General features: G+C 55.6%; 12 protein-coding genes. 6 read left to right on the top strand and 6 right to left on the bottom strand.

What is annotated here, in order from left to right; genetic code table 11:
* Positions 1-80 precede the first annotated feature (80 nt).
* From IAE39_RS06425 to IAE39_RS06415, 3 genes are all read left to right on the top strand, one after another.
* Entirely contained in the window at positions 81-974 is an 894-nt protein-coding gene (locus IAE39_RS06425) for a dihydrodipicolinate synthase family protein (RefSeq protein WP_201200432.1), read from the top strand.
* A 21-nt stretch (positions 975-995) separates the two neighbouring features.
* Positions 996-2,321, top strand: coding sequence for an NAD(P)/FAD-dependent oxidoreductase (locus tag IAE39_RS06420; protein ID WP_201200431.1), 1,326 nt, complete (start codon positions 996-998; stop codon positions 2,319-2,321).
* A 219-nt stretch (positions 2,322-2,540) separates the two neighbouring features.
* Positions 2,541-3,491: a LysR family transcriptional regulator gene (locus IAE39_RS06415; RefSeq protein ID WP_201200429.1), complete on the top strand. Its 951-nt coding sequence runs from the start codon at positions 2,541-2,543 to the stop codon at positions 3,489-3,491.
* Positions 3,492-3,575: 84 nt separating this feature from the next.
* Here the strand turns inward: IAE39_RS06415 and IAE39_RS06410 are convergent, their stop codons facing one another.
* From IAE39_RS06410 to IAE39_RS06390, 5 genes are all read right to left on the bottom strand, one after another.
* Positions 3,576-5,066: an aldehyde dehydrogenase gene (locus IAE39_RS06410; protein WP_201200428.1), complete on the bottom strand. Its 1,491-nt coding sequence runs from the start codon at positions 5,064-5,066 to the stop codon at positions 3,576-3,578.
* A 39-nt stretch (positions 5,067-5,105) separates the two neighbouring features.
* On the bottom strand, positions 5,106-6,434 hold the full coding sequence (locus tag IAE39_RS06405; protein WP_201200425.1) for an MFS transporter: 1,329 nt from the start codon (positions 6,432-6,434) through the stop codon (positions 5,106-5,108).
* A 99-nt stretch (positions 6,435-6,533) separates the two neighbouring features.
* Entirely contained in the window at positions 6,534-7,247 is a 714-nt protein-coding gene (locus IAE39_RS06400; RefSeq protein ID WP_268934115.1) for a GntR family transcriptional regulator, read from the bottom strand.
* An 84-nt stretch (positions 7,248-7,331) separates the two neighbouring features.
* A complete protein-coding gene (locus IAE39_RS06395; protein WP_201200421.1) occupies positions 7,332-8,342 on the bottom strand; it encodes a GlxA family transcriptional regulator in 1,011 nt (336 codons plus the stop codon).
* A 91-nt stretch (positions 8,343-8,433) separates the two neighbouring features.
* Positions 8,434-9,666: an aromatic ring-hydroxylating oxygenase subunit alpha gene (locus IAE39_RS06390; protein ID WP_201200419.1), complete on the bottom strand. Its 1,233-nt coding sequence runs from the start codon at positions 9,664-9,666 to the stop codon at positions 8,434-8,436.
* A 3,210-nt stretch (positions 9,667-12,876) separates the two neighbouring features.
* Between IAE39_RS06390 and IAE39_RS06385 the strand changes: the two genes are divergently transcribed.
* Both IAE39_RS06385 and IAE39_RS06380 read left to right on the top strand, forming a co-directional pair.
* The gene (locus IAE39_RS06385) at positions 12,877-14,190 is read left to right on the top strand and encodes a tyrosine-type recombinase/integrase (protein WP_201200417.1); all 1,314 of its coding nucleotides are present in this window, start codon (positions 12,877-12,879) and stop codon (positions 14,188-14,190) included.
* 233 nt (positions 14,191-14,423) lie between these two features.
* Positions 14,424-14,735: a hypothetical protein gene (locus IAE39_RS06380; protein WP_201200415.1), complete on the top strand. Its 312-nt coding sequence runs from the start codon at positions 14,424-14,426 to the stop codon at positions 14,733-14,735.
* A 443-nt stretch (positions 14,736-15,178) separates the two neighbouring features.
* Here the strand turns inward: IAE39_RS06380 and IAE39_RS06370 are convergent, their stop codons facing one another.
* Positions 15,179-15,478 carry a helix-turn-helix domain-containing protein gene (locus IAE39_RS06370; RefSeq protein WP_201200413.1) on the bottom strand — a complete coding sequence of 100 codons (300 nt, stop codon included), beginning with the start codon at positions 15,476-15,478 and terminating at the stop codon, positions 15,179-15,181.
* A gap of 85 nt (positions 15,479-15,563) precedes the next feature.
* On the opposite strand from IAE39_RS06370, the gene IAE39_RS06365 reads away from it, so the two are divergent.
* The gene (locus tag IAE39_RS06365; protein WP_201200412.1) at positions 15,564-16,016 is read left to right on the top strand and encodes a hypothetical protein; all 453 of its coding nucleotides are present in this window, start codon (positions 15,564-15,566) and stop codon (positions 16,014-16,016) included.
* The last annotated feature ends 424 nt before the right edge of the window (positions 16,017-16,440 follow it).

The raw sequence follows: 16,440 nt of genomic DNA, 5'->3' as shown, positions 1-16,440 counted from the left end.
CGCCTTAATCTTTTGCCTAGAGCAACACCGCTCGAAGTATTAGCTGAATTTGGCGGCTAAGAATAACAAGGAACTTTTCAATGTCTGCATTCACGTTTTCCGGTGTGAACCTGGCCATTACCACGCCTTTCGATGCGCAGGGCAAGATCGACTACGCACGTTTCGAAAGTCTGATCGAACGCTATCTGGCTGCCGGGGTACACGGCTTTGTGCTCAGCTCCGGAACAGGGATGCACGTTTATCTGAGCAAGGACGAGTCCAAAGAGCTGGTGGCGTTTGGCGCCAATGTCATCAACGGCCGCGCTCGGGTCATCGCCCAGACCTCGGCGCTGCTGGCCGATGAAGTGGTGGAGCGTACCCGCCACGCCAAGGACTGCGGAGCCGATGGTGTGATGGTGCTGCCACCGTTCTTCGAAGGCCCGACCGATGATCAGGGCATCATCGATTTCTACTCGAGCGTGTCCGAGGCCGGCCTGCCGATCATCGGCTACAACGTGCCCCAGGCAGTGGGCGTGGAAGTCACCCCGGATCTGTTCAAGCAACTGAGCGAGATCCCCAATTTTGTCTCGGTCAAGGACAGCAGCGGTGATCTGGCCGCCCAGGCCAGCCTGGTGCGCACCGGCCTGCCAACCATGAATGGTGCCGACCCGCTGGTGCCATATGCTTTGTTCGCTGGTGCTGCTGGTTTGATCTGGGGCGGTGCCAACATGGCGCCGAAAGCCTGTGTCGCGCTGGTCAATGCGGCCCATGCGCGCCAGTGGGATGAGGTGCAACAGATCTGGAAAGCCCTGGCCCCGGTCATGTCGCTGATCTGGCGAGGCGATTACGTGCAGTCGGTTTACGCTGGCGCCGAAATCATGGGGTATGGCGCCGGCAACCCGCGCCGTCCGCTGGCGCGCCTGGCCGAAAACAAACTGCCGGCCCTGCGTGAAGCGCTGGCAGGCCTGCGCGAGCTCGAAGCTTCGGCGAACTGAAACACGCAGGAGGTAACGAGCATGTTTGTCGCGTCCAAATTACCCAAGAACAACGGCAGCTCCGGTTGGGTCGAAATGCTGCCCAAACGCCAGCCCAAGCCCGCGCTGCAGGCATCGGTGACTGCTGACATCGTCATCATCGGCGCAGGGTTCGCTGGCCTGTCCTGCGCCCGGCAGATCGTGCGCAACGACCCCAAGGCCAAAGTGGTGATCCTTGAAGCAGGGCTGGTCGGTGAGGGCGCATCCGGGCGCAACTCGGGCTTCATCATCGACCTGCCTCACGAAGTGTCAGCTGAGGGGCTTGGCGGTGGTTCACTTGATCGCGCCCGACGGGATATCAAGCTCTATCGCACTGCAATCGAGCTAGGCCGTGAACTTGCCGAGGAGCACGGTTGGGGCCGCGAGGTCTTCGACCCTTGTGGGCGCTTCAGCGTTGCGCGCGGCATTCAGGGCGATGAACACATCCTGTCGTATGGCAAACAGCTGGATGCGCTGGGTGAGCAGTACACCTTGCTTGATCGCCAGGCGATCAGCGATGTGACCGGTAGCCCCGCCTATACCTCCGGTATGTTCATGCCAGGTACGGTCATGATCCAGCCAGCCGATTACATCCGGCGCATGGCCGATACATTCAAGGACCCGGTTCAGGTCTACGAGCAGACGCCGGCGTTGTCATTCAAAAACGTGGGTGGCGCCTGGGTAGTCAAAACGCCCAAGGGTGTGGTCACGGCTGGCAAGGTCATTCTGGCAAACAACGGCCACGCACAGAGTTTCGGCTTCTTCAAAGGCCAGTTGCTGCATGTGTTCACCTATGCATCGTTGACCGAGCGGTTCGACCCCAAGCGTCTGCCGGGTCAGCGTACCTGGGCGGCAACGCCTGCATTGCCGATGGGCACCACCATACGCCGGATCATCGACGGTAACAGTGATCGCATCCTGGTGCGCTGGCGTTACTCTTACAACCCGACGCTGACGATCGGAGACCGCCAGGTGAATAGCGCCGGGCGTGTACATGATGGCAAGTTCATCACCCGCTTCCCGGCCCTCAAGGGCCTGCGCATGGAGCATCGCTGGGGTGGGCCGATGGCACTTACCTGGAACAGCGTGCCGGCCTTCGGTGAGCTAGAGAACGGAGTGATTTCGGCGTGTGGCTGCAACGGTCTGGGTGCTTCAAAGTCCAGCGCTGCAGGTATTGCCGCAGCTGACATGGCATTGGGCATTGACAGTGAGTTGGTGCAGATCCTGTCGGCTTACGACAAACCGAAGCAACTGCCCCCGCAACCGTTCCTGACCCTTGGCGCCAAAGCCAATATGAAGTTCAAGGAAATGCGGGCAGGGGATGAGTAACCTCGACCGAGTTTGAACATCGATGAAAAAAGGGGCCTCAAGCGAGGCCCTTTTTCGTATCATGCCCACGTGGCGCCTGTGCAAGGTGGCTACGTTCCACGGATTGTACATTTGCCAGGATTGCCATTTTCAAGAACAAGATCCAGAAAAGGGTGTACTGCTTGAGCCAATCTGCCGTGATGCAAAACTTGATGTTCAGTTTGATAATGGTATAGGTCAATGGTAAAGCACACAGAGCCCGATCAGTCGCTGATCCAGATGCCCTCGTTGCGCGCAGTCAAGGCGTTTGTCGCAGCGGCAAAGTATCTCAACTTCACCCGCGCCGCCGAATCGTTGTGCGTGACTCAGGCGGCAATCAGCAAGCAGATTCGCGAGCTGGAAAGTTTCATGGGCGCCGAACTGTTCATCCGCAATGGCCGTGCGGTGCGACTGACGCCCGAGGGCGCAATCTTTTTCGACGCGGTTCAGTTGTCGCTGACCAACATTTCACAGGTGACCGGCCGCATACGTCGGCAGAACAGCGGCAAGCGGGTGGTGACGCTGTGTTGCACGCCCGCGTTTTCCGGTTTGTGGTTGACCCCCCGGTTGCCCGAATTTCTGGCAAAAAACCCTGATATCGATTTGAACCTGGTGACAACGCAAAACTTTGTCAACCTGGAGCCTGGGGTACAGCCCGATATCTTCGTCAACAAACTGGCGAAAATCCGCGAAGGGTATAGCAGCCACCCGTTGGCGTACGATGTGATCTACCCGATCTGCAGCCCCGATTTTCTCGAGCAACATCCCGAAGTGTCCACGCTGGAGGGTATCTGCAAAGGTTCGCTGCTGAATCTCAGCCCCTATGGTCGTTCGCAAATTGCCGAGCACGTGGATTGGTATGTCTGGTTCGAGTATCACAACGTCAATTTCAGCACGCGCGTTGCCTCCGAGGCACAGTTGCTGCATTCCAACGACTACAGTTCGCTGGTGCAATTGGCGGTAAAGGGGCAGGGCGTGGCGTTAGGGTGGCACTACCTGGTAGAACCACTCATCGAGCAAGGCCTGTTGTTGCGGCCGGTCAGTGAAGAGCTGGTGCACAAGGATAGCCAGCACTTTCTGACATTCAACGAACAGAAAAAGGACGATGACGCGTGCTGTCGCATGCGCGACTGGATCTTGTCGAAGTTCTAGCGGCCCGCTGACAAAAGGCCGCCACTGCGACGGCAGGGCTGGCCCTTTCGCGGGTGAACCCGCACAGCACCGGTCTTGCTCAGATCACGAAGCGTTGATCCAGATGGTCTTCAGCTCCGTGTATTGGTCATGTGCCCAGATGGACTTGTCGCGCCCACCAAAGCCAGACTCTTTGTAGCCCCCGAACGGCGTGGTCACATCCCCTTCGCCGAAGCAGTTGACCGTCACCACGCCCGCGCGAATTTCACGCGACAGGCGCAGCGCATTGCGCAGGCTGCCGGTGTAAGCGGAAGCGGCCAGGCCGTAGACGGTATCGTTGGCCAGCTCGATCGCCTCGTCGATGGTCTCGAAGCTGGTCACGCTCAGCACCGGGCCAAAGATTTCCTCGACGAACAATTTGTTGTCGCGGCCAACGTTGTCGACGATGGTCGGCTGCACGAACACGCCTTCTTCGGTTTCGCCGCCCTGAACGATGCTGAGTTTCTGCTCGGCGGCGTATTCCAGGTACGACTTGACCTTTTCGAAGTGCGACTTGCTGACCATGGCGCCCAAGCGGTTGTCCGGGTCCAGCGGGTCGCCCAGCTTCCAGTCCTTCAGGTGCTTGGCGATCAGGCCCAGCAATTCGTCTTTGACGTCCTTATGGACGATCAAGCGCGAGGAGGCCGAGCAGTTCTCACCCATGTTCCAGAACGCACCGGCGGTGACGAACTGGGCCACTTCGTCCAGGTCTTCACAGTCGTTCATGACTACGGCCGGGTTCTTGCCACCCAGCTCCAGGACGATGCGCTTGAGGTTGGACTCGGCGGCGTATTTCAGGAACAGGCGGCCGGTGTCGGTGGAGCCGGTGAAGCTGACCATCGGGATGTCCATGTGGCGGCCGATGGCCTCGCCCACTTCACGGCCACCGCCAGGCACCAGGTTGAACACACCAGCAGGAATGCCCGCCTCATGGGCCAGTTCGGCCACGCGCAGGGCGCTGAGGGTGGTTTCCTTCGCCGGCTTGACCACGATCGAGCAACCGGCGGCCAGCGACGGGGCGATCTTCCAGGCCAGCATCAGCAGCGGGAAGTTCCACGGCAGCACCAGGCCGACCACGCCGATGGCTTCACGCACCACCATGGTCACGGCAGCGTTGCCGGTCGGGGCAGTGGCGTCGTAGATCTTGTCGATCAGCTCGGCGTGCCAGCGGATGGTGTGGATGGTTTCCGGCACGTCGACGGTCTGGCACTCGCTGACCGGCTTGCCGCTGTCCAGCGCTTCCAGCACCGCCAGCTCATGGGCGTTGTCTTCCAGCAGCTGGGCGAACTTCTGCAGCACATGCTTGCGGTCGTTGGGCTGCATCTTCGACCAGGTGCCTTCTTCGAACACACGCTTGGCCGCGGCCACGGCCACGTTGACGTCATTGACGTCGCAGGCGGCGACTTCAGCCAGCTGCTTGCCGGTGGCCGGGTTGGTGGTGACGAACGTGCGACCGGAGATGGCGTCGCGGAATTCACCGTCGATGAACGCCTGAGTGCGCAGTTGCAGTTCGGCGGCGATGGCCGCGTATTGTTCCTTGTTCAGCAGAGTTGTCATCTTGTGCTCCCTTTGACAATGATTGTTTGAATCAGTGGATCAACCCAGCGATGCCGCTTGCTGCAGATTCAGCGAGCGTGTTTCCGGGGCCAGGGCCCAGGACATGAACAGCCCGACGAACGATACGAGCGCGGCGATATACATGGTCTGCGCAATGCCCAGCGAGTCGAGCGACAGTGGTACCAGGTAAGTGCCTACCGCAGCGCCAATACGGGAAACCGAAGTGCCGATGCCTACCGCGAAGGTGCGGATCTCGGTGGGGAAAATTTCGTTCGGGTAGACCAGTACCAGCACCTGGGCACCACCAATGAACAAAGCGTAAGAGGCAAACAGCACGAGGATGATCATGCCGGGGCTTGCATGGAAAATACCCAGGCAGAGCAACGACAGGCCTGAGAGCAGGAAGCTGTAGATCAGCATGGTGCGCCGGTCGACGATGTTGATGATGCGGGTGGCGATCATGCAGCCGAAAACGAAGAACAAGGTGATCAGGGCAGAGCCCAGAGACGCGATATCACCTTTCACATTGAGTGCCCCAAGCACCTTGGGAGCAAATGAATACACCGCAAATACCGGAATGATCGAGCAGGTCCAGAAACTGACGATGAACAGCATGCGCTTGCCGTAGCCCGAGTGCAGCAGGTTGGCGAAGCTCAGGCTGTTACCACTCTGTTCCACCGGCAGGTTGCGCAGGCCGAAATCATTGCCGTAGACCGATTTGATCACGACTTCCGCCTCGGCATCCCGGCCTTTGCTTAATAGCCAGCGGGCCGATTCTGGTGTGCCGAGACGGACCACGAACAGGAACACCCCCACCAGTGCGGAGCTTGCCAGAACCCACGGCCAGGCATCAGCGCCCAAGGTCCGCAGGATCACTTCTCCGCTCAGGTAGGCGCTCGCAGCACCGGCAAACCACAAGAGCGTCAGCATGGCCAGGCGAGAACCGCGGTACTTGCGCGGCATGAACTCGACCAGCATCGAGGTGGCGACCGGGTACTCAATACCAACGCCGATGCCGATCAGCAAGCGCAAGAGGAACATGCCCAGCGCGGTATCCACCCACAGGTGGGCCAGCGAGGCGCCGATGAACAGCAATGGGCCAATGAAATAGACTTTGCGCCTGCCCAGATGGTTGGTCAGCCATCCCCCCAGGAAACCGCCAAAAAATACGCCAATCAGGGAGGCGGCCGCGATCAGGCCTTCCCAGAATGTGCTTAGGTTCAATGCTGCGGATATCTGTGCCAGCGCGACGCCGATAACGCACAATACATACCCATCAGCGAAACCACCCCCGCCTGAACGGACCGTCAGCAACCTGTGAAAGTTGTTGAGGGGTACATCTTCGACCGTGATTACAGGACTTGTCATTTTTATCTCCTTTATAAATTCATGGCAGGTGCAATGTGCAAGTGGCCTGGGTGCACGCGGCAGGTTTATAAGCGTTGTTGACTCTGCCTTGCCCAGGTATCAGTTAAAGGCCTCCCGTACTGCCGTGGTCGCGCTCAAGTAGGCGTCGACCCGTTGGTGGATGAGTTGGATGAGACGGTTGCAGGTGTGCGTGGCGTGGCTGACGTCGTGGCTGGCGATGGCGTCGATCAAGCGTGCGTAGCAGCGGGTCAGTTCACCCATGTCGGCGGTCGCCGCTGCTCGTGTTTGCCAGCGATAGATGAGCTGTTGAATACGGGCGTGATCGATCAGCAGACGCTTGAGCGACGGGGTCAGAAAGGGGTTTTCGCTGATCAGGCCAATGCGCAGCTGCAGAGCGCTTTCCAGCGGGGCGCAGGCCTGGTGGTTGTCAGCCTGGCTAGCACCTTCGAGTTGCTGCAAGGTGTTGCGCAAGCGGGTGACATCCGCAGCTGACGCATTGGCGGCGGCCAGGTGTGCCGTTGCCACATAGATCAACCCGCAAGACCGGGCAAAACCCTTGAAAGCAGATGAGGGCAGGGGGGCTACCCGGGGCGCGCGGTTGGCGGCCATTTCGATGTAGCCTTCGCCTGCGAGCTGGCGCAGCACCTCTCTGACTGGCGAGCGTGAAAGGCCGAACTCTTTGCTCAACGCCAATTCATCGACGGCAGAGCCTGGCGCCATGCTCATGTCCAGAATCCGGCGGTGAAGCGCGTTTTCAAAGACCGCCTTGCGGTCGAAACTCGCACTGTGTGAAATACTTTCTACTGATCGCATGTAAAACAGTCGTCCAGCCGGGTTTGTGCATGAGTGACAACGTCACTCACGCGGGTAACAACGACAGGGATGCCGCTGACGGTGTCAGATCTCGTATCGAGTTTCTTTCGAGGGGGGCCTGCCGAAGAACTTGCTGTAGGTTCGGCTGAAATGCGTGGCTGCGACGAAACCACAGGCAAGGCCGACTTCCATCACTGACAGTGCGGTGTGCTGGAGCAGTCGCCGGGCCTCGGTAATCCTCAATTGCAGGTAGAAATGCTGTGGCGTGGAGCCAGTCTGGTCACGAAACAGGCGTTGGATCTGCCTGGGCGACAGCGAGACGCATTGCGACATCTGCTGGATATCCAACGGTTCTTCAAGGTTGGACTCCATCAGCCGAATGATTTCACGCAGTGGTTTGGTCATGTTGGGGTGGCGGGTCTTGGCTGCGCTGCGAAAACGAGACTGGTCGTAATCCAGCAGATCGACCACCGCCTGGGCCAACGCCGGGTCGCAGCGTTCGTGCAGCCAGTCGATCATCAGCAGGAAAGCCCCGGCGGGTGTTGCTGCGCTCAAGCGATTACGGTCGAAAACCACGCTGTCCTGGCTGACCATCGCTTGCGGCACATGCTCGGCGAGTGCTGAGCGCTGCTCTGGGTGAATAGCGCAACGGTAGCCATCGAGCAGGCCCGCGTGGCCGATGTACCAAGCACCGTTCCATAACCCGCCTAGCGCCATGGGTGACAGGGCCAACCTGCGCAGCAGGCTGCTCAGCCACAGCGGTGCGCTGCGCGGCGTGCGTAAACCACCACAGACCACCATCAAGTCGATCTGCGCAACGCGGATATCCGTCAGCGGGGTATCTGGGCGAATGGGAATGGCCAGGTCGCTCACCACTTCGGCACCGGTATGGCTGAAGGTATGCACGCGCACCGAGCCTGGACGAATCAGGTTTGCCGTATGCAGCGCGTCCAGCGCCTGGGTGAAACACGGCAAGGAAAAGTTGTCGAGTAACAGAAAACCGATGATCGATGTCTTGCGCGGTACCTTTTTCTCGAGGTACCGCAGATTACGGCCTTCAAATTTTTCATCGAAACAGCTATTCACGGTGTGCATGGTCATTCCGTGCAGCGAAGCGCTAGGGGCCACCGACACTGCGGTGACTTGAAGGCGAAACCGGCAGAAGGCGCGCCCTCTGCCGGGCAGCTCAGATGATCCGCTTTGACGCCGCTTCGGCAAGCCGTTTGGTCATCAGCTCGCAGTACCAGTCGACGAACTGGCATACCCCGTTCTCGACCGTTGAAGAGTAGGGGCCAGGAATGTAAGCAGGCGAGGTAACGCCGACCTGGGTGCCCTCCACCAGGCGCCGGTCCTGGTCGTTGGTGGCTATCCACACTTTGGTCAGGCGATCGATGTCATAGTCCACACCTTCCTGTGCGTCCTTGGGCACCAGCCACTTCGTGGTCACCACGGTTTCCCCCGGGCCTACCGGCAACACGCGAAAACTCAATGCGTGGTCGCCCAGAAAGTGGTTCCAAGTAGAGGGATAGTTGAAGTACAGCAGCGCACCGATGTTGTCCACGCCACTGCGGTCCAGCCGCCGCGCCACGGCAGGCTTGCCGTCCATGGTGTAGCTGCTGGCGCCCGGGTTCAGCGGGATGCGGGTCATGCGGAACTGGCCGTTGGGGTCCATGACCAGTCGGCTGGCAAGGCCCGCGGCCTCCAGCGTGTCGCAGTACTCGGCGAACACCGGGTCTTCAACACCACCGACACCTTGTACCGATGCCAGTTCGGTGTAGCTGCACAGCAACTCGGGGTGGGTGCCGTCACAGTGGAAGCATTCACGGTTGTTTTCGAAGACCAGTTTCCAGTTGCCTTTTTCCACGAGTTGCGATTCGAAGGCGACCTTGCAATCTTCCAGATAGTGAGGGCCAATGAACGGCGAAACGGCACTGCGAAACTTCTCGAAGTCCGGAGCCTGTTGCCCGACGCACACATAGATATAGCTATGAACCACTTCGCAGTGCACGGGCGTCAGGCTGTGATCCGCCGGGTTGAAGTCCGCACCCATATTGCCGGCATACAGCAACTTGCCGTCCAGTTCGAAGGTCCATTTGTGGTAGGGGCACACCATCTTGGCAACTTTGCCCTTGGCTTCTGTGCACACTTTCGAACCGCGGTGGCGGCAGGCATTATGGAAGGCCCGCACCGTGCCATCTTTGCCCCGGATTACAACAACCGGGTACTCGCCGATTTGCAGGGTGAGGTATTCGCCGGGCTTTTCCAATTCAAACGTATGACCGGCAAAGATCCATTCTTTATACCAGATCTGTTCGAGGTCCTGTTGATACAGGGCCGGGTCCATGTAGGCTGCACCGGGAAGCCCGTGTTGGGGCTTGCGCTGTTTGATCAGGTCTAATCCAGCGGTGTACTTTTGCATTTTTATCTACACTCCTTAAACAACCCGCGGCAACAATCAACGACCTCGACACGTGCAGCCTCGGGCTGCGAGCGGTCAGCTATGAAGGCTGACACTGCGCGATCGTTCGGGTAGGGGTATCGTTGCTTGAGGCTAGTCTAGAGGTGCGCACTGATCGGCGTAATCAATTTTTAGTAAGCCGCTCTGATAACTAAAAGTCATGCCCATCAAGCGAGCAAAGCGTAACCAGGCGCACTGCTGCAGTGCGCCTTGGCCGGTGTCCGTCAGGTTTCCTCGCGAAAGCCCTGCTGAGCCGGATCTATGGTCTGGGTGGGTCGGTCTTGTGAATATCCTATGGTGGGCACAAGCAGTCCGGTATCGGCACCGAACACGGAGCGGAGGGGCGCTTGCTGTACACCAATCCAAAAAACGGTAGCGTTACTCTGAAAGTTCAAAAATGATAATAACTTAGCGGGGTAGGCGGCAGTGCAATCATAGTCCCACCTCTGTTTACTCCACTAAATGACTATTTAGTGGAGTTATAACCTCACCAAGAGAGATCATGCTTGGAGGAGGTTAACTGCCCCTTGAGCAATCGGTCGTTATTCAGAACAATCACACAACTAACGTACTGAGGTGCAGTACAGTCCAAAAAGGTCTATAACGCCCAGAAATAAGGTTCGGAAGCGGCTTTTTTCTCCTGAGCGCGCCCATGCAAAAGCATCACGATCTGAAACCGGGTAACGGACCTGCATAGCATCTAAATCAGTCGCTCATGGTGATTCTGCCGCCCGTGAACGCATGCTAACAAGCCTCTACGCGCAATCTACGTTTCCATGCTCGTAGCATCTCCGATGTTCTTCATACCGTATGGGACTTTCAAAAGCTTAGGTACTGGTGTCAAGGCGTGCTGATGCCAAGAACGTCGTCTGGGCACCGAACTGTCACATGTACGGCTATGGACGCGGCTTAGCTTCGTGCTAGCTACGCTAGGTAATTGACGGACAAACAGTGACAGGAAGCAATTTGAGAACGTAGCATCGCCACGGGTTCCAGGGCGTCAAGGCTCACCAGCACCAAGGAATGGATACCTAGACGTAGCTATGGTGTGTATCGTTGCGGGATCACATCGTCCAGGCTCGTGCATGGCGGAAGTACATTGAGATGGTCGCAGGTAGAAAACTGTAACGCAGTCAGCATGCAGAATGCCTCGACACACAGCTCGGGTTCGAAACAAATCTAGGAATTCCGCCTGATGACTGGAATGGAGCGCATGGCGAGTGACCGAAGCGGCAAGGACCGACCAGCGCGCTTTTGCTGGTCCCAAAGTGGCTGACTCACGGATTGGTGACCATATATAGACTCACGCATAATGCATATTATGTTAAATGACGTATCAGGGTTGAGCAGTCAACCTGCCAAGTTGGTCTGTGTGACCGTCACTTAATGAATGGAATTGTGGCTCCTGCCAAAAAAGGATCGCTTGCCGCTTGCCTGATAAAAAATAATCTATGCAGATCAGTGGCCTAGCCACCAGTCATCTCCATGATGAGTCGCCCAACAACCCTGTGACCGTCACTTAATGAATGGAATGGCGCGATCTCACGCAACCAGCTGATTTCAATGTTTTTTTCGTTCACCCTCATAATCTGTACCACTTGAAATCGTAGTTATTGAGTGGAAATCACCCTTCGGCCCGGCTGCATCTACAGATTTTCCACCCATTAATGGCGAAACGAACCACGTTCGCTTCGCACCTTGTCCACTTATTAATCGATAGCTTTCCGGCGCTGTCGCGCTGGAGGCGCTGTATCACGGGGATTCGAGCGACAATGGCAGCAAAAAAATCATCCGATTTTTTTCCGCTCATTACTTGTAATTAGTGGAATTTACCAATTGCATCCGCTTGAACAAACGCTTTCTTGACGCGCCGAAGATGTCAACTTAACGTAAAGATCAGTCCCAGTTATGCGGTACGCCCGAATGCATCCTCGCCCAATATTTAATGACCGTATGTCCGTGGAGAGTCCTCTGCAGGATTTTCTGGAGCACTACGCGCCTGTATCGGATTTCCTTAAAAATCTGCTCGCCCCTGATAGATATTTAACTGACTTTACTTTGGTTCGCGGCTTCTTAGCTCAATACACGGATGAGCAAAGCACGTTCTTATCTTATAGGCAGTCTGCTGAGCGTCTTTTGCTCTGGAGCTGGCTAGTAGCAAATAAGTCAATTCTTGATCTGTCGACCCTGGAGATTAAAGACTTTATTGCTTTTAATAAGATGCCGCCTGACGACTGGCAAACAGCGTGCCCCCGGAAACGCTTCGTGAATGGGGATGACGGAATATCATTCAACGAAAATTGGCGACCCTTCAACAATGCGCGATCACTCTCGATATCAAACAGCTCTATAGTACAGCTACTCCGAATATGCAGCTCTCTGTATAATTACCTGCTGGCTACTGGAAACACTTTCATCAATCCGGTTGCAGTCCTAAATTCAGTGCACTCAAAGCGCGAGAAACCCTTTCGTGCACCCAGACCAGCTTTGGCTTTTGATCTTTGGCAGTTTGCAAGCCAGCTTGCAGTTGCGTTAGCTGATGAAGATCAGAGGCATGAACGAACACTGTTTATCATTATGTGCGCATACTACTTACGCGTCCGTATTTCGGACTTAGGGGGTAGCAATCGGCAAGCCCCGTTAATGACCTCTTTTTTTAAGTGTCGCGATGTATGGTGGTTCAAGTTAGATAGTTGCATGCACGAGATAACTCCGACTCGAGTTCCGCTAGGTCTCCTACCGTACCTGGAGCGTTATCGGTTAAGCCGCGGACTGCCACCATTCCCTATAGATAAAGAGGACGTCGCTCTGTTAGAGACCTCATACGGGAGGCCCGGTCTCAGCGCTCGACAAATTCGAGAGCTTGTTAGCGTTTTCTTCGCACTTATTGCTGACAAGATGGAAGCCAGTGGTGTCACTAAAGAGCGATGCCTTCAGCTAAGGACTGCCCCTTTTGCAATTCTGAAAGGTGCTGGTGCGCGCGATGCCGCGCTAGCGGAATATCAAGCATGGTCCCGATCGGATTTCTGTCCGTTGCGCTCCGGTGCCTCAACGGAGTAGTTGAGGTAACTCATTCTGAGTACTGCAATATTCGATAATTGTCAGAATCGAATATTGCAGTCGTCGGAGGTTCAGCTGTACGATTCACTAGCATCCACCCCAGGATTTCCAATGGCTACCGCAGCTTCACCATTTCCGCTTTTTGAAACCTACGACCGGTTCCAAGAGTTAAATCATAGCAATTTGAGTGCTGAGCAGCCTTCAGTCCTCGAGTTCCTCAAGTCATTCCCTGAAGCCCTTAAGCCTCTTGAGGGCTATCTAGCGGTCCGCAGTTTTCTCCGATCGTACGGGGGTAACCAGGCTACTTACAATTCTTACCGCACCCATGTGGAGCGAATGCTTCTGTGGTGTCTCATCGTGGCAAAAAAACCGCTAATGGAGATGAAACGCCAAGATGGTGAACGTTTCATGGAGTTTTGCATAAAGCCTCCGGCTGAGTGGATCGGTCCAATCGTCAAGGCCCGATTTAAGCGCATCGGAGGCCGCAAAGCTAAGGACACAGACACGTATATTGCCAATCCTCAATGGCGTCCTTTTTTCTTTACCACCAGTAAAAGATCCGCGAAAATTGCAAAAGAGACACTGCGTGAGCTTGAGCCGCAGGCACGCAAGCTGGCTCAGGACTCCATCGCTCAAATATTTGCGGTATGCGGCAGCTTCTTCCAATTCTGTACTGATGAAGGCTTGACTGAAAGCGTCAACCCCATTCGAGCCATTAAGCAGAAATCCAAGTATAAGCAGCGTGTTTCCGGGACTCAAAGAGCTAAATCCTTGACCCCACTCCAATGGAGCTACGTTCTTGATACGGCTGAGGGCATGGCGAATGCTGATCCGGATAAGCATGAGCGTACCTTATTCATCGTCTCAACAATCTTTTCGATGTACCTCCGTATCTCTGACTTAGCTGGTCGTGATAACTGGCAACCTTTAATGAGTGATTTCCGGAAGGACTCATCCGGCGCCTGGTGGTTTCACGTGATTGGCAAGGGAAATAAAATTGCCAAGATCAGCGTTAAAAATGAATATATCGATGTCTGGATGCGTCGGTATCGTCTTTATCTAGGCTTAACTGCTACTCCCACCTCGGATGACGCAACCCCCCTCCTCCGCGCTCATCATGGTCGAGAAGGGTTGTCTGAAGGACACATTCGTGTTTTGGTGCAGAGTGTCTTTGATGAGGCCTTAAGTCGAATGAAGGAGGAAGATCGAACTGAGGACGAGATAGATGGCCTACGTTCTGCCTCGACCCATTGGCTACGTCATACCTCAGCAACCTTCGATGCAATAGTTCGTAATGATAAAGACTTGCAGGCTGATTTGCGTCACGAAAGCTTGTCCACTACGGTGAACAATTACTACCACAGCATTGACGAACAACGTCACCGGTCTAACAAAGATCTGAGCATTGTAGATCGTGATCTCTGAATATATGGCAATTACCGTGGTCGTCTGCCTCTTCACAGGCGACTCGATCCACGCCCGCCGAATTGGGCTCCGACGATCGTGAGCAGATGCACATGCTCGCGGCAATTTAATCTTCATCGCCAGCATGATCATGACCGAGTGAGCGACTATGGGTACGACATTGGCTAACCTACGCTCTGTCCTAGTGGCTGTATGCTGTAAGCGAGAGACCGAGATATTTTTAGGAGTAAGCGATGAAAATAACCGGAAGAGTCCAAATGGAGGCCGTTACAGATGTCGTGTGCGATGTATGCCGATGCTCCACCCGCTTGGATACTGGCGGGCATCAGTTCGGCACCTTACAAGCACATTGGGGCTATGGCGCTGCCCATGATGGGGAGCGCTATGAACTGCACCTGTGTGAGGGTTGCTTCTTCCAAGCATTGGCTTACCTCAAGCAGGAGCGGCGAACTCTACATCTGTTCAGCGAGGATGGCGATGATCTCACCGATAATCTCGGTCTGGTCGCAAGGGATGATTATTTCGGTGACGCCGGGAGCCGATAGATGCTCTCTGCAAATCGCAAGCGATCGGAAGCGATACCCAGCGCTTCAGACTGCAGTCCCAGGTTTTGGCCGTGGCTGAACCGTTGGGTAACAGGTAACGCTGGGCCAGCATCCGCTCACTCTGGTGGATAACCCACTTGGATTTAGAGCGATTGAAGACTACCTAGGACGAGCCGAGTTGGGGGTCTACCAATAGCCCTTCTCATGCTCCATAGACTCCAATCGGCTGGTGTGGCCGAACTTAACGTGGCTCAGGCAAGGCTGCGTCAACAGTGTATCCCGGCACACCAGGCACGCGGCAGATCTTATGCCTCTCACTCTGGTGGTAACCAACGATGTACCTCCGCCCTGCCCCTTTTGCTCACGCCGTACCCTCAAAGACCTCCATGGCCAGCGATAGCATGCGCTCACTCATCCCAGGTTCAGCGATAGACGCTAGTGCATCATTGAGAGAGGTCTTGGAAAGAGCTCATTCCAGCTAATTCATCTTTGATTGTATGAAGAAGACCCTCAATGTCCAAGTTGGCGTCCCGCGCGACGTATGTGGCTACGAGAATGGTGAGCGGGTGCACGTCGAGCGTACCCGCGAGCTGATTGATTTTTTCCAGCGTAGGGCTTTTCAGGCCTCGCTCCAATGAGCTGAGATACGTACGGCTGCTCACAGTAGAAAAATCCTCTTGCGTGAGATTTTTGCTGGCTCGAATCTTTCTGAGCGCCTGGCCGAAGGCGATGTTGAGGTCCAATTTTCCGTTCCCACAAAAGGAACGATGAAGCGCTATCGAATCCTATAGGGCTACAATCTATAGTGTTCATTTTGAGGGCTTGCCGATGTTCACTACCTATCGCCACACTGAAATGGTAATCGAAGGGCTTGAGGGTCATGGTCACAGCCAGCTATGGCGATGCGTTGAGCAGGAGCTTATTCACCCTTGGTTCTACCTACAGGTGAGCCGCAAGTCAGGGAGTCAGATCTCAACGTCCATGATGATGGTTCATCATGCCCAAGAACTTCGAGATCTCATTGATTGTCAATCCAGCCACACATGGCTTGATGAAGTGATGCTGGTAACGCCACCACATACCAACGGGCAAGCTCAATGGATGATGGAGAAGCTGGAGAAATTGAGTGTGCTTAGCTCAAGGGGCACCAATGACTTTGAGCTGCAATACGAGGTCAAGGGCGGCCACAGCTACTTTTTGAACGGAAGACACGACCCGCAAGGCTTTTCAACAAGTCATGTCCTGTTCGACTCCACTAATGATCTCCTCAGCCGAAAGTGAAATGCTTGTGAGGCCTCTCCCGCCACTGACCGCGGCATTCGCGGGGGCACCAGGTGAACATTCCTGGGACCTTGAGTTTTCCGCGGGGGATGAGCTGTGATCAGTTCCAGATCGATCAATTCTTCAGACCAGGTTACCGACGCGAGGAGCAGATGAAGGGACGACGTAAAGCAAAGTCGGGAAAGTGGAAGCAGATTTCGCAGTTCACTCAAGATGCCAGAGCGATCTTGGAATCTGACATTTTCAGCCAGCGGAGAGGAAGATTTCTTTCGCGTGCGGAAGCTGCTGGGAGAGATGCTGAACCCCTCGGGAAACTTGCAGGAAACGTATTGCAAAATAGAAGAGATGCAGGTCATTCGGAGATTTGAAGAAGGTAAGCGTCCGACGAACTCACCTTGCGTAAGTCAGGCCGGCATCCACTGAT

Origin of the sequence: Pseudomonas sp. S37 (assembly GCF_016658545.1) — a bacterium.
Classification (GTDB): Bacteria; Pseudomonadota; Gammaproteobacteria; order Pseudomonadales; family Pseudomonadaceae; genus Aquipseudomonas.
This window is presented reverse-complemented; position numbering and strand designations above follow the sequence as displayed.

Coding starts and splice junctions, on each gene's coding strand:
- IAE39_RS06420 (WP_201200431.1), top strand. CDS start 996: ATGTTTGTCGCGTCCAAATTACCCAAGAACAACGGCAGCTCCGGTTGG.
- IAE39_RS06425 (WP_201200432.1), top strand. CDS start 81: ATGTCTGCATTCACGTTTTCCGGTGTGAACCTGGCCATTACCACGCCT.
- IAE39_RS06390 (WP_201200419.1), bottom strand. CDS start 9,666: ATGCAAAAGTACACCGCTGGATTAGACCTGATCAAACAGCGCAAGCCC.
- IAE39_RS06415 (WP_201200429.1), top strand. CDS start 2,541: ATGGTAAAGCACACAGAGCCCGATCAGTCGCTGATCCAGATGCCCTCG.
- IAE39_RS06400 (WP_268934115.1), bottom strand. CDS start 7,247: ATGCGATCAGTAGAAAGTATTTCACACAGTGCGAGTTTCGACCGCAAG.
- IAE39_RS06380 (WP_201200415.1), top strand. CDS start 14,424: ATGAAAATAACCGGAAGAGTCCAAATGGAGGCCGTTACAGATGTCGTG.
- IAE39_RS06365 (WP_201200412.1), top strand. CDS start 15,564: ATGTTCACTACCTATCGCCACACTGAAATGGTAATCGAAGGGCTTGAG.
- IAE39_RS06385 (WP_201200417.1), top strand. CDS start 12,877: ATGGCTACCGCAGCTTCACCATTTCCGCTTTTTGAAACCTACGACCGG.
- IAE39_RS06410 (WP_201200428.1), bottom strand. CDS start 5,066: ATGACAACTCTGCTGAACAAGGAACAATACGCGGCCATCGCCGCCGAA.
- IAE39_RS06395 (WP_201200421.1), bottom strand. CDS start 8,342: ATGCACACCGTGAATAGCTGTTTCGATGAAAAATTTGAAGGCCGTAAT.
- IAE39_RS06405 (WP_201200425.1), bottom strand. CDS start 6,434: ATGACAAGTCCTGTAATCACGGTCGAAGATGTACCCCTCAACAACTTT.